We start from the raw sequence: 20,272 nt of genomic DNA on the forward strand, positions 1-20,272 counted from the left end.
CGCTTGCGGCCGCTCAGTTGAAACGCACGTACTCGAAATCGATCGGCTGGCGATTGATGCCCAGCGGAGGCGGCGCAATCCAGTTCGCGAACTTGCCCGGCTCCGTCACGCGGCCCATGAGCGACGCCACATACGCGCGGTCTTCCGACGACGGCAGCCACTCACGCTCATGCGCGGCCCATTCCGTCTCGCTCACGACACGGCCGTCCGGCGAGACACGCACACCGGCGAACGTACCGATCTGGCGGTTGAACGCCTTGTGCGGCACCGTCAGACGGAAGTCGATGCCCGCCTTCTCCAGCACCTTGTTCCATCGGTTCACACCGGCCACGGAGTCCTTGATGTAGTCGTCGCGCAGCACTTCGTTCATCGCGTTGAGCATCGGCACTTCGCGCTCCACGAGCTTGCCGTTGTCCACGTCCAGCAGGCGATACATCTGGCCGTTGAGTTGATGGTCGTCGTCGCGCTTGCTCTCCTCGTAGCGGCCCTTCAGACCCGAGCTGTAGAAGATCGCCGCGTTGGACGACTGGTCCGCACCGAACAGATCGATCGTCACGGAGTAGTGGAAGTTGATGTAACGCTGGATCGTCGGCAGATCGATCACACCGGCAGCGCGCAGCTTCGAGACGTCGTCGGTCTTCAGTTCGTTCATCACCTGCGCCGTACGGGCGATCACACGCGATACGCCCGACTCGCCCACGAACATGTGATGCGCTTCTTCGGTCAGCATGAACTTCGTGGTGCGTGCGAGCGGATCGAAGCCCGACTCGGCCAGCGCGGACAACTGGAACTTGCCGTCGCGATCCGTGAAGTACGTGAACATGTAGAACGCGAGCCAGTCCGGCGTCTTCTCGTTGAACGCACCGAGAATGCGGGGATTGTCGTCGTCGCCCGAGCGGCGGCCAAGCAGCGCTTCGGCTTCTTCCCGACCGTCGCGACCGAAGTAGCGATGCAGCAGATAGACCATCGCCCACAGGTGGCGGCCTTCTTCCACGTTCACCTGGAACAGGTTACGCAGGTCGTACATCGACGGCGCGGTCAGCCCGAGGTGACGCTGTTGCTCGACCGATGCCGGCTCCGTGTCGCCTTGCGTGACGATGATGCGGCGCAGGTTCGCACGATGCTCGCCCGGCACGTCCTGCCACGCGGCCTCGCCCTTGTGCTCGCCAAAGTGAATCTTGCGATCGGCTTCGCCCGGCGTGAGGAAGATGCCCCAACGGTAGTCCGGCATCTTCACGTGATCGAAGTGGGCCCAGCCACTCGGATCGACGCTCACCGCCGTACGCAGATAGACGTCAAACCCATGCGAGCCTTCCGGGCCCATGTCGCCCCACCAGGACAGGAAGTTCGGCTGCCACTGTTCGAGCGCGCGTTGCAGCGTGCGGTCGTCCGACAGGTTGACGTTATTGGGGATCTTCTCGCTGTAATTGATCGAAGCCATCGTGGGAATCCTCGTGTCTTGTGAATCTCGTGCGTCGCTTGTATAAGACGTCTCGTCCGGTGGGTGCCGCGCGCACCGCCCGAGTTGGCTCAGGGGCAGTGGCGCGTCGTATTCGTCAGACGCGGTTCAGATCGAACTGCGCCTTGTTGCCCTTGCCGTAGACCTTCAGTGCTCCCTTCTCGCCCACGGCGTTCGGACGAATGAATATCCAGTTCTGCCACGCGGACAGACGGCCGAAGATGCGCGTATTCATCGTTTCTTTTCCGTTGAAGCGCAGGTTGGCTTCCATGCCGGTGAGCGCATCGGGCGACATGGCGGCGCGCTCTTCGATGGCGATACGGATTTCGTCCGGCCAGTCGAGATCGTCGACGGCAGCGGTCACCAGACCGAGACGCTCCGCTTCGTCCGGACGCACCGGGCGGCCGATGGTGGCGCGTACGGCCTCCAGCTCGGCAGCGTCTTCATAGAAACGACGTGCCAGACGCGACTGATCGGTGACCATCGGCAGCAAACCGAAGTTGACTTCGCTCAGCGTGATCGCCGGTTCGTCTTCCTCGCTCGCGGGCAGCGCCGCCATGTACGTACGGTCGGCGGCAAACGCGAATTCGGCGAGCGTGCCGGTGAAGCACGAATCCGGCTCGATCAGCGCGAACAGCGAGCGCGACGACACGTCGATACGGGCGAACGTGCGGCGCAGCATGCCGAGGGTTTCGCGCACGAACCAGTGATCCTGATGCGCGAGCAACGAGGCGTCGGCGGCGAGCACATGCTTTGCGTCGCCTTCCGTGCGCAGCAGCCACGTGCCGATGTCGAGTTCGTTGGTACGGAGATTGAGAATGGCGTCATCCAGCTCGCGCGCCATCTTTAGGGGCCACCAATTGATACCGGCGGCTTCGATGCCTGCGATGTCGGCCGGCGGCGCGGACTTCGGCGCCTTCACGGTCAGGCTGGCGGTGCGGTTGGCACGGTCGATTTCGACGTCGACGAATTCATAGCGAATGGCGTCCGGCTCATCGGTGCGCTCGATACGCGTGAGCGTCACGCCCTTGCCGCCCGGACGGTCGCTGCCCTGTGCCAGTGCCTGCGCACGTGCCGCCACGGACTGAGCGAACTGCGCCGGCTTGACCACCTCGTCCACGAGACGCCACTGCTTGGCGCGCTCGCCGCGAATGCCTTCGACGATGGTGCAGAAGATGTCGGCGCGATCGTTGCGCACGTGGCGCTTGTCGGTCAGACGCGTCAGGCCGCCCGTGCCCGGCAGCACGCCCAGCAGCGGCACTTCCGGCAACGCGACCGATGACGAACGGTCGTCCACCAGATAGATCTCGTCGCAAGCCAGCGCGAGTTCATAACCGCCGCCTGCGCAGGCGCCGTTCACGGCGGCAATGAACTTCAGGCCGGAGTGACGGCTGGAGTCTTCGAGACCGTTACGCGTTTCGTTGGTGAATTTGCAGAAGTTGACCTTCCACGCATGCGAGGAGAGGCCGAGCATGAAGATGTTCGCGCCCGAGCAGAACACGCGGTCCTTGGCGCTCGTGACCACCACCGTCCTGACTTCGGGATGCTCGAAACGGATGCGCTGAACGGCATCGTGCAGTTCGATGTCCACGCCGAGATCGTACGAATTGAGCTTGAGCTTGTAGCCCTCGCGAATGCCGCCGTCTTCCGCGATATCGATGGCGAGCGTTGCGACCGAGCCGTCGAAGCTCAGCTTCCAGTGCTTGTACTGCGTAGGGTCCGTACGGTAGTCGACGTGGGGTTTGCCGAACATGATTGCCTCCAACTCGAATAATGATCTTGTTGAATTGCAATATAGTGCAGCACAAACCCACCGTCAACCATCTACTCAAATAAAAATGAATTATTTTGCAGAATTTTGATACTCAGTCCGACGACAACTGCACTGCCAGGCGTCCGCGCAGCTGCAGATAGGCGTCGGCAAGCGCCCGTCCGCCGGTGTCGAAGCTCATGTCGGCCTTGGCGTAGAAGTCCGTGCGGCCGGCCAGAATGCGCTTGAGGTCGTCCATGGCTTCCGCGTTGCCCGACATGGGACGCAGATCGCCCTGCGCCACGACACGCTTCATATGCTCTTCGGGCGAGGCTTGCAGCCACACCGTATAGCAGTGGGTGAGCAGGAAGTTGAACGTGGCGGCGTCGCTGACGATACCGCCCGGCGAGGCGATCACCGCCCGCGGATGCTCGGCCACCACGGCTTCCAGCGCGCGCAGCTCGTAACGGCGATAGGCCGTCGCGCCGTACAGCGAATAGATTTCCGAAGGCGGGCAGCCGGCCAGTTGCTCGATCACGCGGTTGAGTTCCACGAACGGCACGTGCATGTCGTCGGCAAGCATGCGACCCAGCGTCGACTTGCCCGCGCCGCGCAGGCCGATGAGCGCGATGCGCCCGCGCCGGTCCGGATCGCGCTCGCTGCCCGCGAACAGCTCGCTGAGCGCCTGACGCGCCCGGGTGAGCGCTTCGCCATCGCGACCGTGCAGGATTTCACGGATCAGCAGCCATTCGGCAGACGACGTCGTTTCGTCGCCCACGATTTCGGCCAATGTGCAATTTAGTGCCTGTGCCAGCTGACGCAGGAACATGACGGACGCGTTACCGACGCCCGACTCCAGATTGGCCACGTGACGCTCCGACACGTCCGCATCGAGCGCCAGCGCCTTGCGTGTCAAGCCGCGACGCGCACGCAGCGTCCGAACCCGCTCGCCCAGCGCGACCAGGAACGGGTCTTTATCACCAGCGCCTCGCGCCGTCGGCACCCCATCGGCTTGCGCACTCTTATTCATCGGACGAGATCCTCGAAGCAGGTAACATGTAATATATTGCTTGACAGCCAAATTTGCATGCTCTAATTTTCACCATGCGTCGATAAAAAAGCAAACGCGGGCCGGACATGCTGCGCACCGTTATTGATCGACGTCATATCAACAGACAGTGCGCGGACCCGACGGCGCGCCAGCGACGCGATGAGACACGGCATTGCACTGACGATGCCAACCTGGACGAATTCAGGGGTTTCGTGTCGGCGCGCACGGTGCAGCGACTGCGACGTCCCCAGGAGACATGGATGGATGTGCCCCAATTTCAGGCGCTGATCGCCGACGTGACACGTCAGCTTGACGGTCGCCCGCTCGACGCATCGCTCGCCGACTGGCTCAACGCGCATTACGGCGCGGGTTCCCCGGGTTTCGAGACGCTGGCCGATGCCTGCCGCACCGGCGTGGCCGAAGGTTGGCTGTGCAACCGCGAAGGCGGCGGCATTCGTTACGGACGCGTCATCAAACCCACGCCCGACACGCACGGCTTTTCCGTCGACGTCGTGGACATGGCCGATCTGGCCGGACCGCACCACGTGCATCCCAATGGCGAAATCGATCTGATCATGCCGCTCACGCCGGGCGCGACCTTCGACGGCCACCCCGCCGGCTGGTGCGTGTATGGCCCGGGCAGCGCACATCGTCCGACGGTCGCGAGCGGCCGTGCCCTCGTGCTGTACCTGTTGCCAGAAGGCGCGATCGAGTTCACGCGCAGCGCCTGACGCGCACGTCGCCTTCGGCCTGACCTACGTGACTTATGTGACTTACGTTCGACTTTAGTTCGACTCCCCCTCGGTTGATGGACATGACAACCCCTGCCTTGCTGGAAAACTACATCGCCGGCCAATGGGTCGCCGGCAACGGAGAACGCACCGCGCTGACCGACCCCGTCACGGGCGACACGCTGGCTTACGTGTCGAGCGCCGGTCTCGATCTCGACGCCGCCTTCACCTTCGCGCGCGAGACGGCCGGTCCGGCCCTGCGCGCCTTGTCTTATGACGAACGCGCACAACGCCTCTCGCAGATCGTTGCGACGTTGCAGGCGAATCGCGACGACTACTACGCCATCGCCACGGCGAATTCGGGAACGGTCGCCATCGACTCCGCCGTCGATATCGACGGCGCGATCTACACGCTGTCGACGTATGCCAAGCTCGGCGCATCGCTGGGCGACGCGCACACGTTGCTCGATGGCGCAGCAGCCCCGCTCGCCAAAGACGCCTCGTTTGCCGTGCGTCACGTTTTCCGCCCCACACCGGGTGTCGCGCTGTTCATCAACGCCTTCAACTTCCCGTCATGGGGGCTGTGGGAGAAGGCTGCCGGCGCCTTGCTCGCGGGCGTGCCGGTCATCGTCAAGCCGGCGACGTCCACCGCGTGGCTCACGCAACGCATGGTCGCCGATGTCGTCGCGGCCGGGATTCTGCCGCCGGGCAGTCTGTCGGTGATCTGCGGCAGTGCCGCCGGTTTGCTCGATCGTATCGGGCCGTTCGATGTCGTCTCCTTCACGGGTTCTGCCGACACGGCCGCCACGCTGCGCGCCCATGCCGCGTTCACCGAGCGCTCCGCACGCATCAACGTGGAAGCGGACAGCCTGAACAGCGCTGTTCTGCTACCCGACGCTGCACCCGGTACGCCGGCCTTTGATCAGTTCGTACGGGAAGTGGCGCGCGAAATGACCGTGAAGTCGGGGCAGAAATGCACCGCGATTCGTCGCGCGATGGTGCCCGTCGAGCACTTCGACGCGGCCGCCGCTGCGATTGCCGAGCGTCTGGCGAAGACAGTGGTCGGTAATCCGCGCAACGAATCCGTGAAGATGGGATCGCTCGTGAATCTCGCGCAAAAGCGCGCCGTGCTCGAAGGCATCGCGCAATTGCAGACGGAAGCCGAGACGCTCTATGACGGCAATGTGGATGCGACGTTCGTCGATGCCGACGCCAATAGTGCGTGCGTCGCGCCCGTGCTGCTGGGGCTGCGCGATGGTGCAGCGGGCCAGCGCGTGCACGACACGGAAGTCTTCGGCCCCGTCGCCACGCTCGTCGGCTATCGCGATCTCGACGAGGCGGTAACACTCGCCAGGCGTGGGCAAGGCTCGCTCGTCGTCTCCCTCTATAGCAACGATGCCGTTGCCATGCGCGTGCCTGCGCTGGCGCTGGCAGACGCCCATGGCCGCGTGCACGCCGTCGATCCGTCGGTCGCGAAAACACAGACAGGCCACGGCAACGTCATGCCGCAGTCGCTGCACGGTGGCCCGGGCCGCGCGGGCGGCGGCGAAGAACTCGGTGGTCTGCGCGCACTGCGCTTCTATCACGTGCGCGCCGCCGTGCAGGGACCGGCCGCGCTCGTCGAAGCGCTGATGCAGGATGCCGTCGAACTGCCGAAGTGAAGTCCGCAGCATCCGCACAACACGTATCCAAAGTTTGATCCAGCAGTAGCCGCAAGCCGTCGCAGTCAAGGTGATTCAGACAGGCGCCATCAGAGCGCTGAAAAGAACTCACGCCACGCATGCCCGCCCGTTGGTGGACGAGGCACGCGTGGTGATCCACCGGAGGCAACATGGAAGCCGTACTCACCCCACCGCCGGCGAACTTCAACTTCGCCGCGCATCTGGAGGCGCTCGGTCGCGAGCGCACTGCCAAGACTGCTTATCTCGACGACACGCGAGGCCTCACCTACGGCGAACTGGCCGAGCAAAGCCGACGCTTTGCCACGGGTCTTGCGCGCACGGGCGTGCATCGCGAAGAGCGCATTCTGCTGGTCATGCTCGACACCGTCGACTTGCCGGTGGCGTTTCTCGGCGCGTTGTACGCCGGGGTCGTCCCGGTCGTCGTCAACACGCTGCTCACGGCCGACGACTATGCGTACATGATCTCGCACAGCAAGGCGCAGCTCGTGATCGCATCGGGCGCGCTCATGCCGACAGTGCAGGCCGCACTCGGCAAGGTCACTGAGGCGACGGGCGCCGCGCCGCCGCCGTGCATCGTCTCGCAGCCGGTCGCGGGCGAGACCGATGCGGCGTCCAACGCGCACGCGACATTCGATGCCCTGCTCGACGGCCCGCCGAGCGCGCTGCCCGCCGACACCGCTGCCGACGACATCGCCTTCTGGCTGTACTCGTCCGGCTCGACCGGCAAGCCCAAGGGCACCGTACACACGCACGCCAACCTGTACTGGACAGCAGAAACCTACGGTCGCAACGTGCTCGGCATTCGTGAGGACGATGTCGTCTTCTCTGCGGCCAAGCTCTTCTTCGCCTACGGTCTGGGCAACGGGCTGACGTTCCCGCTATCGGTCGGCGCCACCGTCGTGCTGATGGCCGAGCGCCCCACGGCGGAGGCCGTGGCCCAGCGCCTTCGCCAGCATCGACCGACGATCTTCTACGGCGTGCCCACGCTCTACGCCACGCTGCTCGCCTCGCCGCACCTGCCGGCGCGTGAGGACGTGGCGCTGCGTCTGTGCACGTCGGCCGGCGAAGCGTTGCCGCGCGAGATCGGCGAGCGTTTCACGAAGCACTTCGGTGCGGAAATTCTCGACGGCATCGGCTCGACCGAGATGCTGCACATCTTCCTGTCGAACCGCGCAGGACAGGTGGCCTACGGCACGACCGGCGAACCGGTGCCCGGCTACTCGGTGGAGTTGCGCGACGAAAACGGCCAGCCGGTGCCCGATGGCGAGATCGGCGACCTGTACATCAAGGGGCCGAGCGCGGCGCTCATGTACTGGTGCAATCGGGAGAAGTCGCGCTCGACGTTCCTCGGCGACTGGCTCAAGAGCGGCGACAAGTACCAGCGTCTGCCCAGTGGGTATTACGTCTATGCGGGACGCAGTGACGATATGCTCAAGGTCAGCGGCCAGTACGTCTCGCCCATCGAAGTCGAGATGGTGTTGATGCAGCACGATGCAGTGCTCGAGGCGGGGGTCGTGGGACGCGACGACAACGGCCTGACCAAGACACAGGCGTTCGTCGTCCTCAAGCCGGGGATCGTCGCCACCGACGAGATGGCCAGCGAGTTGAAGGCCTTCGTCAAGGCGCGTCTGGCGCCACACAAATATCCGCGCGAGCTGGTGTTCGTCGACGATCTGCCGAAGACGGCCACGGGCAAGGTGCAACGCTTCAAGCTGCGCGAGTTGCTTTAGGAGACAACCGAAGCATGTCAGACGTACAGTTCGCCAGCATCGAGACGCCCTCGCACGGCGCGCTCTCGCTGGAATATCGATGGATCAACCGCGAGCGCACCGGCGCGCCGCTGCTGGTTTTCCTGCACGAAGGGCTCGGTTCCATCGCCATGTGGAAGGACTGGCCGCAGCAGTTGTGCGACGCCGGCGGCTACCGTGGCCTCGTGTATTCGCGCAACGGCTACGGCCGCTCCACGCCGCGCCCGCATGACGAGAAGTGGCCCGTCGACTTCATGCACCGCCAGGCGCGCGAAGTGCTGCCCGCGTTTCTCGACGCGGTCGGTGTCGGCCCCGATCAGGCAGAGCGCGTCTGGCTCGTCGGACACAGCGACGGCGGCTCGATCGCGCTGCTGTTCTCGGCCGCGTTTCCCGACCGGCTCGCCGGTGCGGTCGTGCTCGCACCGCATCTGTTCGTCGAGGACGTGTCGGTCGAGAGTATCGCGAAGACGAAGACCGTCTACGAGACGACCGACCTGCGCGCCAGGCTCGGCCGCTATCACGACGATGTCGATTCAGCCTTCTGGGGCTGGAACGACATCTGGCTGAACCCGGCGTTTCGCGACTGGAATCTGGTCGGCGCCGTGGCGACGATCGAGACGCCGCTGCTCGCGATTCAGGGCGAGGACGACGAGTACGGCACGATGGCGCAGATGGACAGCATTGCCGCGCACGTGCCGCACGCGAAGGTGGTGAAGCTGCCCGACTGCGGGCACTCGCCGCATCGCGACGCGCCCGCACCGCTCGGCGAAGCCATCGTCGCGTTTATCGGTGCGCATGCGCAGCGGCAGGCCGCTTGACGCCGGGCGTCAGATCACGCGCACGCCCGGCGTGCCCGGACGCATCGCACCGACGATGGCGGCTTCGATGAAACCATCGGCACGGAAGACGGCGAGCACGTCGTCGACCGCGCCGGGTGCGCACGACACCAGCAAGCCACCGGCCGTCTGCGGATCGCACAGCAAATCGCGGTCACGCTCCGTGAGACGCTCGCCCAATTCCACCGACGCGCCATAAGACGCCCAATTGCGGCCGGACGCACCGGTAATGCATCCCTTGTCCGCCAACTCGCGCACGCCATCGAACAGCGGCACATCGGACATACGCAGATAGGCCGCCAGGTTCGCGCCACGGCACATCTCCAGCGTATGGCCGAGCAAACCGAAGCCGGTCACGTCGGTCAGCGCGTGCACACCGGGCAGCGCCGCGAGCGCCGGGCCCACACGGTTCAGGCGCGTGGTTGCGTCGATCATGCGGCGATATCCTGCGTCGTCGAGCTGATTTTTCTTGAGGGCGGCCGACATGACGCCGACACCGAGCGGCTTGCCGAGCACGAGCACGTCGCCCGCCACCGCATCGGCGTTGCGCTTGAGACGCTTCGGATGCACCACGCCCAGCGCCGCCAGTCCGTAGATCGGCTCGACGGAGTCGATGCTGTGACCGCCCGCAATCGGAATGCCCGCCTCGGCGCAGACCGACTCGCCGCCGCGCAGGATCTCGCGAATCGTTTCGCGTGGCAGCACGTTGATCGGCATGCCGACGATCGCCAGTGCGAAGATCGGCTTGCCGCCCATCGCATAGATGTCGGAGAGCGCGTTGGTCGCCGCGATACGGCCGAAGTCGAACGGATCGTCGACGATGGGCATGAAGAAGTCGGTCGTCGCGATGATGGCCTGCTCGTCGTTGAGCTGGTAGACGGCGGCATCGTCGGACGTCTCCGTGCCCACGAGCAGTGCGGCCGGGGCAGGCAGCGGCGCGTCGTTGCGCGCGAGCAGTTCGGACAGCACGCCCGGGGCGATCTTGCAGCCGCAGCCGCCACCGTGAGAGAGCGAAGTCAGACGCGGCGCAGCCGCCGGGGTGCCAGTGGCAGCGGGTGAAGCGCCCGCTTGATTTCCATCGTTTGCGGTCATGGTCGTCAGTGTTCGTTTTCCGTAAGTCGACGTATTATGAAGCAGCTTTGGCGTGTCGCGACGTCCGGCCATGTCTCGAAATGACGGCCTCACGATGGTCGACACCGCCATGCTACCGTTTCACATCGTCCCTGCATTGCGGGACGTCGTCGATTCACCCTACCCACCATGCGCCGTGAGCGCTGACGCACAAGGGGACCACCATGCAACGCCGCCGCTTCCTGTCTCTGGGCGCTTACGCCCTGCCCGCCTCCCTGCTCTCTTCCTCGCTGATGCCCGCCGCTGCGCACGCCGCATCGACGAACCCAGCCGCGACCGCAGCACCCAGCGCCGCCGATGGCTGGCGCACGTTTGAACTGACCACTCAGGTCGAGCTGCCTGCGGCAAGCGGTCCGGCGAACGTCTGGCTGCCGGTCGCGACGTCGCCGTCCGGGGCATATCAGCTTGCTCTGGGGACCCACTGGGAAGCGCCCGGCGCCAAGGCCGAGTTGCGCATGGTGCGCGGCGCGTCCGGCATCGGGGTGCCGATGCTGGCCGTGGCATGGCCCGACGGTGCAGCACAGGGCGCACGCACCGTCACACTGACGAACACGTTCGCCACGCGCGACCGCCGCGTCGATCTGTCGCAGCCGCCGTCGGCGCAGGCGCCGCGCGAGTCCGAAGCGGTGCTGCGTCAGTACCTGCGTCCGACCGAACTGCAACCGACCGACGGTCTGGTGCGCGAAACCGCCGAGAAGATCACGCGCGGCGAGAAGGGCGACGTCGAGAAAGCCCGTGCGATCTATCAATGGATCGTGGAGAACTGTCGTCGCGAAGGATCGGTGCGCGGTTGCGGCACCGGCGACGTGCGCTACATGCTCACCACGGGCGATCTCGCGGGCAAGTGTGCCGACATCAACGCCCTCTTCACGGCACTGGCGCGCTCGGTCGGGATTCCGGCGCGCGACGCTTACGGCGTGCGGGTGGCGACGTCGCGTCATGGGTTCAACAGTCTGGGCAAGGCGGGGGACGTCACGCGCGCCCAGCATTGCCGCGCCGAATTCTACGCGGCCGGCTACGGATGGATCCCGGTCGACCCGGCGGACGTGCGCAAGGTCGTGCTGGAGGAAGTCCCGGGCGGACTGCCGGTCGACGATCTGCGCGTTCGTGCGGCGCGTGCGATGCTCTTCGGCCAGTGGGAAATGAACTGGGTGGCGTTCAATCACGGGGCGGACATTCCGCTGCCGGGGGCGCATGGCGCGCCGAAGACCACGGTGCCGTTCCTCATGTACCCGAACGGCGAAGTGGCGAATGCCCGGCTCGACAGCCTCGATCCGGACACCTTCCGCTACCGTATGAACGCACGGGAAATCACGACCTGATCGCCCCGATACGTCTGAAACATCGTCATTCACCTCGCCGGAACCCTTCACGCAGGAGCGCATCGCCATGCAACGTCGTCACTTTCTTCATACCCTCGGGGCGCTTGGCGCCGCGGGCGCGCTGAGCGGACCCGGTGCGCCGGCGTGGGCTACGGGGCCGGCGGGACCGACGAAGGGTGGCGCGGAAGTCGACGACAGCGCGCTGGCCGGCACGTCCGGCGGCACGCTGTCGGCATGGCGCGGCGCGACACCGGCTTTTTCGCTACAGAGCCTGGACGGCAAGACGCACGCGTTGTCGGAATATCGCGGACGCGTGGTCATCCTGAACTTCTGGGCGACGTGGTGCGGCCCGTGCCGCGAAGAGATTCCCGCGATGGGGGCGGTGGTTCGGCAGTACCGTCAGCGCGGGCTCGATCTGCTCGCCGTGAACTACAAGGAGCCGCTGGCGACGGTGAAGCCCTTCGTCGACAAGTTGCCCATCGACGGCACCGTCCTGCTCGACACCGACGGCGCTGTCTACAAGCGCTTCGGTTCGCTCGGCCTGCCTGCGACGTATCTCGTCGACCGCACGGGCAATGCACGCTTCTGGCGCATGGGCGAACTCGACTGGCGCGATGTCGGATTGCACGGGCACATCGAAGCCCTGATTGCGCAAAAGGGCGGCGCAACGGCCTGAGCGTTTCGTCTGAACGAACGTCCACTGACCGGGCAGCACAGCCTGCCCGGTGAGCAGCGTCAGTTCAAGCGGTACCTTCCTTCGCATTCTCCGCAGTGGCGGCACGAACATGCGCCATCAGTTTGGCCGTCGGCCCTGCGAGCACGCCCTCCCGGTACGCACAGCACAGCGGCGCGCGCGGTGGCGGTGCGAGCGGCCGGTAGACGATCCCTTCGATCTGCATGCGCATGAGCGATGCAGGCACCACCGACACCCCGAGTCCTGCGGCGACGAGCGACAGCGTGGTGAGCAGGCGCGGCGCTTCCTGCTCGATGGCCGGGCTAAAGCCTGCGCCGTGACAGGCGGCGATGATGGCGTCGTAGAGTCCCTGCCCTGCGCGTCGACGATAGAGAATCAGCTTCTCGGCCGCGATGGCGGTCATGGGGACAGCGGCGGCTTTGCCGGATTTGCCCGACTTCCCGGTGCGCGCCAGCGGATGCGCAGACGGCACGGCGAGCACCATCGGTTCTTCCAGCACCTGCAAGACGGTGACCTCTGCGGTGTTGCCCTGCGGCTGCCGGATGAATGCAACGTCGATGTGTCCGTCACGCAAGCCGTCGAGCAACTCGCCGGTGCTCGCCTCGTCGAGCATCAGTGAGACCGACGGCGCATCGCTGCGAAACGCGCGGATCACCGTGGGCACGAACGGATGCAACGCGGCCGAACTGGTGAAGCCGACCGACAGGCGGCCTTTCACACCGGCGGCAACGCGACGCACGTCGTCCACCGCCTGATCGAGCTTGCGCACCACCTCATAGGCATCGGCGAGAAACGCCTGACCGGCGTCGGTGAGCGCCATGCCGCGCGGCAGCCGTTCGAACAGCGTGACGCCCAACTGCGTTTCCAGCACCCGGATCTGTTGCGAGAGCGGCGGCTGCCCGATCCCCAGACGCTCGGCCGCACGCGTCATGTGCCCCGTTTCGGCCACCGCAATGAAATAGCGCAGCAAGCGCACGTCGATGTTTGCCATATGAGTTCGATATGATTCAAGCCACTTCCATATATTGGACAATATAGCGCAATCGGCCTACTCTCAGGGGGTCCCGCGCGGCATCCGTGCCCTCTCCCTCATGACACTTCCTGCCGGGCGGCCCCACCGTAATACCGCTTTTGCTGAACTTGTCCGCCATGAACACACCGGCCCCACCCACGTCCGCGACTGCCGCCACGCCCATGGCCCCGGTTGCCACCGATGTCCCCGTGATTCCCAACACGCCCGCGACCGATACCCCAAGCGTGCGCGCCCTCTTCCTCGGCTTTCTCGGTCTCGGGATGACCGCGTTCGGCGGGGCCTTGCCGCTGGCGCGGCGCATGATCGTGGAGAAGCGTCGCTGGGTCACGTCGGCCGAATTCACCGACCTGCTCGGTCTGTGTCAGTTTCTGCCGGGCGGCAACATCATCAATCTGTCGGTTGCGCTCGGCATGCGCTTTCACGGCTGGCGTGGCGCGCTGGCGTCGATTCTCGGGTTGATTGCCGCGCCGTCTGCGGTGGTCATCGTGCTGGGCACGATCTACCAGCACTTCCAGAACGATCCGCACGTCAAGCATCTCTTCGCCGGGTTGGCGGCGGCGGCGGCTGGCTTGCTGATTCAGATGGCATGGAAAGTGTCGTGGCCGCTGCGCAAATCGCTCGCGCTCGGCGGCGTGGCGCTCGCGTGTTTCATTGCGATTGCCGTGCTGCGCGTGCCGCTCGTGCTCACCATGCTCGTCATGACGCCGATCTCCATCTATGCCACGTGGCGGGTGTCGCAATGACCGGCACGCTCATCTCGCTCGCGCTCATCTTCACGCAGTTGTCGGTGCTCGCCTTCGGTGGCGGCAACACCATCCTGCCGGAGATGGAGCGTCAGGTCGTCGATCTGCATCACTGGATGACGTCGGAAGAATTCAGCGCGCTGTTCGCACTTGGGCAAGCCGCGCCGGGGCCGAATCTCATGATCGTGACGCTCGTCGGCTGGCACGTGGCCGGCTGGCAGGGCATGCTCGTCACGTCGATTGCGAAATTCGGGCCGTCGTCGCTCATCACGGTCGGCGTCCTGCATTTGTGGGAACGCTTCAAGGACCGGCCGTGGCGACGCATCGTACAGGCCGGTCTGATTCCGATGACCGCCGGGCTTGTCGCAGCGAGTGCTGCACTGATTGCCGAAGCCTCAGCAACCTCGTGGTTGCTCGCCGGTATCACCGCGAGCGTTGCGGTGCTGGCCATCCGTACCAAAGTGCATCCCTTGTGGTGGCTCGCGGCGGGCAGCGTCGCCGGGCTGCTCGGCGGCGCGTACCTGTAAGCGACTCTCCACCTTCAGCGTTTGCCGGCCTCACAGATCTGCGCGAACGAGGTATGCCAATGGTCGCGGCGCAGTACGTCGATCCCATCGACGAGATGCATCCAGTCGTCGCTGCCAATTTTTAGCGACGGTGGCGTGTCGCCGCGCACCAGGGCAGCGAGTCGTGGCGGGCACTGCGCGTCGCGCCCCGTCGCTTCCGGCCTGCCCGCCACGATCATGATTCGCGCGATCCATTTGGCGACATCCAGCGCAATCGTGGGGCGAACTGTCTCGCCGGGGCGCGGCGCCGGTTCGTCGGACCACCGCCACGCATAACGCGCGCTGACGCCTGCACGCGTGGCAACGCCCAGCGCCGTGAGCACCTGCTCGCACGTCATGCCGTGCTTAGCCGCTGCCGTCAGGGCGCGCTCCGTGAGATGACGCCAGTCGCCCGTGCCGCCGCAATCGTGCCGCACGCTGGCGGCGAATAGCTCGACGACGCGGGCGCGTACCCGACGCAGCGCCTTGGCATCCGTGAGCAAACGGCGCTCGTGTCGCGTTTTCGCGGACAGGTCGTCGGTCGTCTCGGCAGGATCGAAGATCTGCACGTCGACGGGATGGACCGTGAACGTCGGCGACCCCGCTTCGTCATGACGCCAGTCGGGCTCCAGCCGCGATTGAAGCAATGCAAAGGCGTTGTCGTCGCGAATCAGCGAGGGACGTTCATCGCAGATGTGCAGGGCCTCGCGCATGGCCCTGGGCAACCTGAACCCCAGTCCGTGCGACATGAGCTGGCAAAGCCCGGCCACGCGATCGCTGCGCGCAAGATCGGATTGTGGGGTGTCGGCGAGGTGGAGCAGCAGCGCTTCGGCGATGCGCATTTCCGCCAGCGCATGACGCGGCAGCGTGGCGCCATCGCGCTGCGCCCTGGCGGCGTCGAGCGTGGCGTCGAAGACGGCCAGACATTGGCGCATGGCCGTCACGTCCGCCAGCGTTCGTCGGCGTAGTTGCGAATCCGTCTGCAAGGCCCACTGGCGCTGCGCCTCGTCGCCTGCGCAGATGGCTTGTTCCAGCGCCTTGAGTTCCGGCCAGAGATAAGTGCAGGTGGCACCGACGGTCAGTGCGCTCAGCGCGCAGGCGAAACCGACGTCCACCGCTCCCGGTTGCGACGCCGCATGCCGAGCGAAGCGCAGCGACGCTTGATGCCAGGCGTCGGCAAGCACATCGCGCAGTCCGTTCTCGCGCAGACATGCCGCCGCGCTGGAGAAATCGCCCCGGAAGCCCCCGAAGGCGCAGTTCGCGGCCGCCTTCGCGAGCTGAAACAGCGTGTCGACGCTCGGGGGCGTGCGTGAGGAAAGAGAGGTGACGATCGCATCTGACGCGAATGACATGGCGCAAGCTCCTTGGTAAGGGACATCGACGGAAGTCGAAGCAGCGGGCATGGTCGGCTACCGCGGTAACAGCGGCTTCAGGATTCGCTCGCGGCCCTTTCGGGCGTCCTCTCGCAGAATCTGGGATGATGTCGCCATGGCGTCGTCCTGACCGCCCTTTGGCCATCACCTGACCGTCCTGATCCCGTCCCCATCCGACCGGAGCCCCTATGCCGACTTTTGCCACGCTTGCCACGTTCGTTGCCGTCGTTCTCGGGCTCTTTCTGATTCCGGGACCGGCGGTGTTGCTCACCATCACGCGCACCGTGCAGGGCGGACGCCGCGCCGGCGTCATGACCGGCATGGGGATTGCGTTCGGCGATCTCATCCACACGTTGTTCGCGGCGGTCGGACTGTCGGCGGTGCTGATGACCTCGGCGCTGGCTTTCGATGTCGTCAAATACGTCGGCGCGGCTTACCTGATTTACCTCGGGATCAAGGCGTTGCGCGAGCGGCCGTCCGATCCGCAATTGCCTGTCGCGTCTCAGGTCTCACCGGGTCGTGCGTTCGCGCAGGCCGTGGCGACCGAAGTGCTCAATCCGAAAACGGCGCTGTTCTTCCTCGCCTTCATGCCGCAGTTCGTGCACGCCAGCGAGGGCAACGTCTTCGTGCAGTTCCTCGTATTGGGCCTGGTGTTCGTGGCGATGAGCGCGCTTTACACGGCGGCCATCGCCTTGTCGGTGCGTCCGCTCGGCAAGTTCGTGGGACGCTTCACCTGGCTGCTGCGCTGGCAGGGGAAGATCATCGGCACCATCTTCATCGGTCTGGGCCTGCGCGTCGCCATGCAGCAGCGGTGAGCCGGTCTGGACGGTGGCGCTGAAGCCGTCCACCGCAGTCAGCCCGCTAAGTCAGCCCGCTAAGTCAGCCCGCTAAGTCAGCCCTCTTCGTCAGTCGTGTCCCAACGCAGGAGTCGTTCACCATGCAACGCATTGTTTCGACGCTTCGTTCACGCGCTTGTCCCTATCAGGGTCATCACCCTCATCGGCGGCACCGGTCTCACGCCCGTCTGACGGTCGCGGCCGTCGCGATGACCGTCTGTCTGGCGGTGACATTGCTTTCGGCCTCGCGGGCCTTTGCGGCAGATCCGGCGACCGGTACTGCGTCGGCAGCGGGTCCCGCCGTGCCCTTTTCCAAAGCCAGTCCCGGCAGCGCCTTGCCGGCGGGCTGGCAGAACCTGCCGGTCGTGAGCGGCAAGAAGCTCACGGTCTACACCGTGGTGGCCGACGGCAAGCGCAACGTCATCGAAGCGGACTCGACCGATTCGGCATCGGCGCTCATGGCCAAGGGAGGCGGTATCGACCTGAACGCGACGCCGGTCGTCGCATGGCGCTGGAAAGTCGACAAGGCCATTCCCGGCGCAGACAACCGGGCGAGCGACAAAGAAGATGCGCCCGCGCGGCTGGTCTTCTTCTTCGACGGCGACAAGTCGCGGCTCTCGTTCGGCGACCGGGCGACCATGACGCTAGCCAAGGCGGGGGGCGAAGACCTGCCGTACGCCACGCTCATGTACATCTGGTCCAACGACGCACCCGTTGGCGGCGTGATCCAGAACCCGCACACCGATCGGGTCCAGATGCTCGTGGTGGCGGGAGGCGATGCGTCGCTCGGCAAATGGCAGACGTTCTCGCGCAACCTCGCCGCCGATTACGAGCGCGTCTATAAAGAAAAGCCGGGCAAGCTGCTCGGTTACGGTGTCTTCACCGACAGCGACAACACCCATGCGAGTGCACATGCATGGTACGGCGACGTGCGTTTCGACGCAGGCAAATAGCGCCCGGGATTCGCTTCCGGTTTCACCAGCCGACACCCATGTGAAAAGTCACGTCGAATGCATCGAAAAAAACCCTGAAAGCCCCGTCTGACGGGGCTTTCGCGCTATTACAACAGTCGCTTGCGTGCTACGCTATCTCGCCTAGAATTTGAGCCAGAGTCAGTGCACGGATACCTTGCGATCCGTTGCTGGCGATTGGCTGTATCGAGTCTCTCAACGCCCCGCGAGCGCCATGCAAAAGAATCGCCAGCCCAAGGACGTCACGTTCGCCGCCAGTCCTGTCTTGCAATCGCGCATGTCGTTGTGGCGCTCCAAGCTCGTCGTCATCGTCATTACGCTGGCCTTCATCGGCCTCGTAGTGCGGGCGTTCTGGATTGCCGGACCGGGCAACAGCTTCTACATCGCGCAGGGCGAAAAGCGTTATGAGCACGCCATCGTCATGCCGGGCGTGCGCGGTAAGATCGAAGACCGCGACGGCCGTGTGCTCGCCACCAGTCTGCCGATGCGCACCGTCTGGGCCGTGCCTGCCGAAGTCCCGGACGACCTGTCCGATAGCGACATCCAGAAAGCGAGCAAACTGCTCGACATCCCCACCAAGGAATTGCGCACCAAACTCATTGGCGAGAAGAAGTTCGTCTATGTGAAGCGTCAGGTGTCGCCGGAGATCGGCAAGCAGGTCGAGGCGCTGGGCATTCCCGGCGTTTATGAGAGCAGCGAATTCAAGCGCTTCTACCCCGAAGGCGAAGTGGCCGCGCACGTCGTGGGGTTCACGAACGTCGAGGACAAGGGGCAGGAAGGCATGGAGCTGGGCGAAGAGCCGCTGCTTGAAGGGACGGCCGGCGTACGTCGCGTGATCAAGGACCGTATCGGGCGCACCATTCAGGATCTCGACGATTCCAGCCCGCCGCGCGACGGCAAGGACATTCGTCTGACGCTCGACACCCGCGTGCAGTACATCGCCTATGAAGCCCTGAAGAATGCGGTGGAACGCACCGGCGCGAAGGCGGCCATGGCGGTCGTCATCGACGCCAAGAGCGGTCAGGTGCTGGCACTTGCCAACTTGCCGACCTACAACCCCAACGATCGCGAGCATCTGACGGGTGAGCAACTGCGCAACCGAGTGTTCACCGACGTCTTCGAGCCGGGTTCCATTCTCAAGCCGTTCACAATGGCGCTGGCGCTGGATCTGCACCGTCTGACACCGACCACGACCATCGACACCGGCCCGGGCCGATATGTCTTCGAAGGCGCGACCATTTCTGACGACTCGGCGAACGGCGTGCTGACGGCGGCGGGCGTGATTCAGAAGTCGAGCAATATCGGCATGACCAAAGTGTCGACGATGCTGCGTGCCGAAGAAATGTGGGACATGTTCACCGAAATCGGGCTGGGACAGCAGCCGAAGCTGGGCTTCCCGGGCGCGGTGTCCGGGCGTTTGCGTCCGTACAAATCGTGGCGGCGCATCGAGCAGGCCACGATGGCGTACGGGTACGGCATTTCGGCGTCGCTCTTCCAACTGGCGCGCGCCTACACGATCTTCGCGAACGACGGCGTACTCGTGCCCATCTCGATCATCAAGCCGGACACACCGGTGCAGCCCGAGGGCGTGCGTGTCATCGATGCGCGCACGGCGGCCGAAATGCGCAAGATGCTGGCTGGCGTGGTGGATACGGGCGGGACGGCCACGACGGCGCAGGTGGCCGGATACAGCATTGGCGGGAAGACGGGCACGGCCTACAAGGCGGGCGCTCACGGTTACGACCACTCGAAGTATCGGGCGTCGTTCGTGGGGATTGCGCCGTTGTCGTCACCGCGTCTGGTGATTGCGGTGTCGGTGGATGAGCCGAAAGCGTCGCAACACTTTGGCGGTCAGGCGGCAGGTCCGGCGTTTGCGGAGATTGCGTCGCAAGCGTTGCCGTTGCTGGGGATTCGACCGGATCTGCCGGTACGCCCGGGGGTGATTCTGGCGGCGCCGACATCGGACACGCCGCCGGATGACAAGGGGTCGCACGGTTGATTCTGTGCTGCGTCAGGAAGGGCCTCACCCACTTCCAACGTTAGCGGCAGATCGGGGTGGGGGCCGCCCGCGGCACTCCATTGCTTGTTAAGTCGCACCGCGGGCGGCCCCCACCCCGATTCAGCATCGATAGCGATGCGACGACACCATCGACGTGCAACCGATAGCACCACCGCGACGGACGGTTGCCGTTTAGCGTCGTCATTCGGCGCGGAGATGGTTGCATTACAGGATGTATGAGCGGTGATTGTCGGTGCCCTGACGGAGCGACTTTAAGGTGGAGCGCAGTCAGGGTACCGGCAAGCGCCGCGGGTTGGGGCGATGGACAGAGCTGTCGGCGATAGGTTGACGGGCGGTGTCGACGCACA

17 protein-coding genes are annotated in these 20,272 nt (G+C 65.1%); 11 read left to right on the plus strand and 6 right to left on the minus strand.

Annotated features, from left to right (window positions below):
* Window positions 1–13: 13 nt before the first annotated feature.
* The 3 genes from boxB to PCA20602_RS10715 all read right to left on the minus strand — a co-directional run bounded on the left by boxB (window position 14) and on the right by PCA20602_RS10715 (window position 4,239).
* Window positions 14–1,441 carry a benzoyl-CoA 2,3-epoxidase subunit BoxB gene (gene boxB, locus PCA20602_RS10705; RefSeq protein ID WP_069344728.1) on the minus strand — a complete coding sequence of 476 codons (1,428 nt, stop codon included), beginning with the start codon at window positions 1,439–1,441 and terminating at the stop codon, window positions 14–16.
* A 115-nt stretch (window positions 1,442–1,556) separates the two neighbouring features.
* Complete coding sequence (gene boxC / locus PCA20602_RS10710; protein WP_150721222.1) at window positions 1,557–3,212, minus strand: 2,3-epoxybenzoyl-CoA dihydrolase; 1,656 nt, start codon at window positions 3,210–3,212, stop codon at window positions 1,557–1,559.
* Between the two features lie 112 nt (window positions 3,213–3,324).
* The gene (locus PCA20602_RS10715; RefSeq protein ID WP_150721223.1) at window positions 3,325–4,239 is read right to left on the minus strand and encodes a helix-turn-helix transcriptional regulator; all 915 of its coding nucleotides are present in this window, start codon (window positions 4,237–4,239) and stop codon (window positions 3,325–3,327) included.
* Window positions 4,240–4,520: 281 nt separating this feature from the next.
* On the opposite strand from PCA20602_RS10715, the gene PCA20602_RS10720 reads away from it, so the two are divergent.
* The 4 genes from PCA20602_RS10720 to PCA20602_RS10735 all read left to right on the plus strand — a co-directional run bounded on the left by PCA20602_RS10720 (window position 4,521) and on the right by PCA20602_RS10735 (window position 9,239).
* Entirely contained in the window at window positions 4,521–4,991 is a 471-nt protein-coding gene (locus PCA20602_RS10720) for a DUF4863 family protein (RefSeq protein WP_069344725.1), read from the plus strand.
* 77 nt (window positions 4,992–5,068) lie between these two features.
* Window positions 5,069–6,652, plus strand: coding sequence for a 3,4-dehydroadipyl-CoA semialdehyde dehydrogenase (locus tag PCA20602_RS10725; RefSeq protein WP_150721224.1), 1,584 nt, complete (start codon window positions 5,069–5,071; stop codon window positions 6,650–6,652).
* Window positions 6,653–6,822: 170 nt separating this feature from the next.
* Entirely contained in the window at window positions 6,823–8,403 is a 1,581-nt protein-coding gene (locus PCA20602_RS10730; protein WP_150721225.1) for a benzoate-CoA ligase family protein, read from the plus strand.
* Window positions 8,404–8,417: 14 nt separating this feature from the next.
* Window positions 8,418–9,239, plus strand: coding sequence for an alpha/beta fold hydrolase (locus tag PCA20602_RS10735; RefSeq protein WP_150721226.1), 822 nt, complete (start codon window positions 8,418–8,420; stop codon window positions 9,237–9,239).
* A 9-nt stretch (window positions 9,240–9,248) separates the two neighbouring features.
* Here PCA20602_RS10735 and selD read toward each other — a convergent pair whose 3' ends face one another.
* Window positions 9,249–10,349: a selenide, water dikinase SelD gene (selD, locus tag PCA20602_RS10740; RefSeq protein ID WP_150721227.1), complete on the minus strand. Its 1,101-nt coding sequence runs from the start codon at window positions 10,347–10,349 to the stop codon at window positions 9,249–9,251.
* A 203-nt stretch (window positions 10,350–10,552) separates the two neighbouring features.
* On the opposite strand from selD, the gene PCA20602_RS10745 reads away from it, so the two are divergent.
* Complete coding sequence (locus PCA20602_RS10745) at window positions 10,553–11,710, plus strand: transglutaminase-like domain-containing protein (protein ID WP_150721228.1); 1,158 nt, start codon at window positions 10,553–10,555, stop codon at window positions 11,708–11,710.
* Window positions 11,711–11,777: 67 nt separating this feature from the next.
* Complete coding sequence (locus PCA20602_RS10750; protein WP_150721391.1) at window positions 11,778–12,386, plus strand: TlpA family protein disulfide reductase; 609 nt, start codon at window positions 11,778–11,780, stop codon at window positions 12,384–12,386.
* A 64-nt stretch (window positions 12,387–12,450) separates the two neighbouring features.
* Here the strand turns inward: PCA20602_RS10750 and PCA20602_RS10755 are convergent, their stop codons facing one another.
* Window positions 12,451–13,395 (minus strand): LysR family transcriptional regulator, encoded by a 945-nt coding sequence (locus PCA20602_RS10755; protein WP_150721229.1) that lies wholly within the window; start codon window positions 13,393–13,395, stop codon window positions 12,451–12,453.
* A gap of 203 nt (window positions 13,396–13,598) precedes the next feature.
* Here PCA20602_RS10755 and PCA20602_RS10760 point away from each other — a divergent pair, with 203 nt between their 5' ends.
* Both PCA20602_RS10760 and PCA20602_RS10765 read left to right on the plus strand, forming a co-directional pair.
* Window positions 13,599–14,180, plus strand: a complete 582-nt coding sequence (locus tag PCA20602_RS10760; protein WP_246182138.1) for a chromate transporter — start codon at window positions 13,599–13,601, stop codon at window positions 14,178–14,180.
* Entirely contained in the window at window positions 14,177–14,707 is a 531-nt protein-coding gene (locus PCA20602_RS10765; RefSeq protein ID WP_150721230.1) for a chromate transporter, read from the plus strand. Before PCA20602_RS10760 ends, PCA20602_RS10765 begins: the two co-directional genes overlap by 4 nt.
* Window positions 14,708–14,721: 14 nt before the next feature.
* Here the strand turns inward: PCA20602_RS10765 and PCA20602_RS10770 are convergent, their stop codons facing one another.
* Window positions 14,722–16,077: a hypothetical protein gene (locus tag PCA20602_RS10770; RefSeq protein ID WP_150721231.1), complete on the minus strand. Its 1,356-nt coding sequence runs from the start codon at window positions 16,075–16,077 to the stop codon at window positions 14,722–14,724.
* A gap of 209 nt (window positions 16,078–16,286) precedes the next feature.
* Here PCA20602_RS10770 and PCA20602_RS10775 point away from each other — a divergent pair, with 209 nt between their 5' ends.
* The 3 genes from PCA20602_RS10775 (at window position 16,287) to PCA20602_RS10785 (ending at window position 19,904) form a co-directional block, all read left to right on the plus strand.
* The gene (locus PCA20602_RS10775) at window positions 16,287–16,913 is read left to right on the plus strand and encodes a LysE family translocator (RefSeq protein WP_150721232.1); all 627 of its coding nucleotides are present in this window, start codon (window positions 16,287–16,289) and stop codon (window positions 16,911–16,913) included.
* A gap of 122 nt (window positions 16,914–17,035) precedes the next feature.
* Window positions 17,036–17,887 carry a DUF3047 domain-containing protein gene (locus PCA20602_RS10780; RefSeq protein WP_246182121.1) on the plus strand — a complete coding sequence of 284 codons (852 nt, stop codon included), beginning with the start codon at window positions 17,036–17,038 and terminating at the stop codon, window positions 17,885–17,887.
* A 232-nt stretch (window positions 17,888–18,119) separates the two neighbouring features.
* Window positions 18,120–19,904: a peptidoglycan D,D-transpeptidase FtsI family protein gene (locus tag PCA20602_RS10785; RefSeq protein WP_150721233.1), complete on the plus strand. Its 1,785-nt coding sequence runs from the start codon at window positions 18,120–18,122 to the stop codon at window positions 19,902–19,904.
* Window positions 19,905–20,272: the final 368 nt, after the last annotated feature.

Source organism: Pandoraea capi (genome assembly GCF_902459735.1).
In the GTDB taxonomy this organism is placed as follows: domain Bacteria; phylum Pseudomonadota; class Gammaproteobacteria; order Burkholderiales; family Burkholderiaceae; genus Pandoraea; species Pandoraea capi.

Bases quoted from the DNA above. Each gene is read 5' to 3' on its own strand.
- boxB (WP_069344728.1), bottom strand. From the start codon at position 1,441: ATGGCTTCGATCAATTACAGCGAGAAGATCCCCAATAACGTCAACCTG.
- boxC (WP_150721222.1), bottom strand. From the start codon at position 3,212: ATGTTCGGCAAACCCCACGTCGACTACCGTACGGACCCTACGCAGTAC.
- PCA20602_RS10715 (WP_150721223.1), bottom strand. From the start codon at position 4,239: ATGAATAAGAGTGCGCAAGCCGATGGGGTGCCGACGGCGCGAGGCGCT.
- PCA20602_RS10720 (WP_069344725.1), top strand. From the start codon at position 4,521: ATGGATGTGCCCCAATTTCAGGCGCTGATCGCCGACGTGACACGTCAG.
- PCA20602_RS10725 (WP_150721224.1), top strand. From the start codon at position 5,069: ATGGACATGACAACCCCTGCCTTGCTGGAAAACTACATCGCCGGCCAA.
- PCA20602_RS10730 (WP_150721225.1), top strand. From the start codon at position 6,823: ATGGAAGCCGTACTCACCCCACCGCCGGCGAACTTCAACTTCGCCGCG.
- PCA20602_RS10735 (WP_150721226.1), top strand. From the start codon at position 8,418: ATGTCAGACGTACAGTTCGCCAGCATCGAGACGCCCTCGCACGGCGCG.
- selD (WP_150721227.1), bottom strand. From the start codon at position 10,349: ATGACCGCAAACGATGGAAATCAAGCGGGCGCTTCACCCGCTGCCACT.
- PCA20602_RS10745 (WP_150721228.1), top strand. From the start codon at position 10,553: ATGCAACGCCGCCGCTTCCTGTCTCTGGGCGCTTACGCCCTGCCCGCC.
- PCA20602_RS10750 (WP_150721391.1), top strand. From the start codon at position 11,778: ATGCAACGTCGTCACTTTCTTCATACCCTCGGGGCGCTTGGCGCCGCG.
- PCA20602_RS10755 (WP_150721229.1), bottom strand. From the start codon at position 13,395: ATGGCAAACATCGACGTGCGCTTGCTGCGCTATTTCATTGCGGTGGCC.
- PCA20602_RS10760 (WP_246182138.1), top strand. From the start codon at position 13,599: ATGGCCCCGGTTGCCACCGATGTCCCCGTGATTCCCAACACGCCCGCG.
- PCA20602_RS10765 (WP_150721230.1), top strand. From the start codon at position 14,177: ATGACCGGCACGCTCATCTCGCTCGCGCTCATCTTCACGCAGTTGTCG.
- PCA20602_RS10770 (WP_150721231.1), bottom strand. From the start codon at position 16,077: ATGTCATTCGCGTCAGATGCGATCGTCACCTCTCTTTCCTCACGCACG.
- PCA20602_RS10775 (WP_150721232.1), top strand. From the start codon at position 16,287: ATGCCGACTTTTGCCACGCTTGCCACGTTCGTTGCCGTCGTTCTCGGG.
- PCA20602_RS10780 (WP_246182121.1), top strand. From the start codon at position 17,036: ATGCAACGCATTGTTTCGACGCTTCGTTCACGCGCTTGTCCCTATCAG.
- PCA20602_RS10785 (WP_150721233.1), top strand. From the start codon at position 18,120: ATGCAAAAGAATCGCCAGCCCAAGGACGTCACGTTCGCCGCCAGTCCT.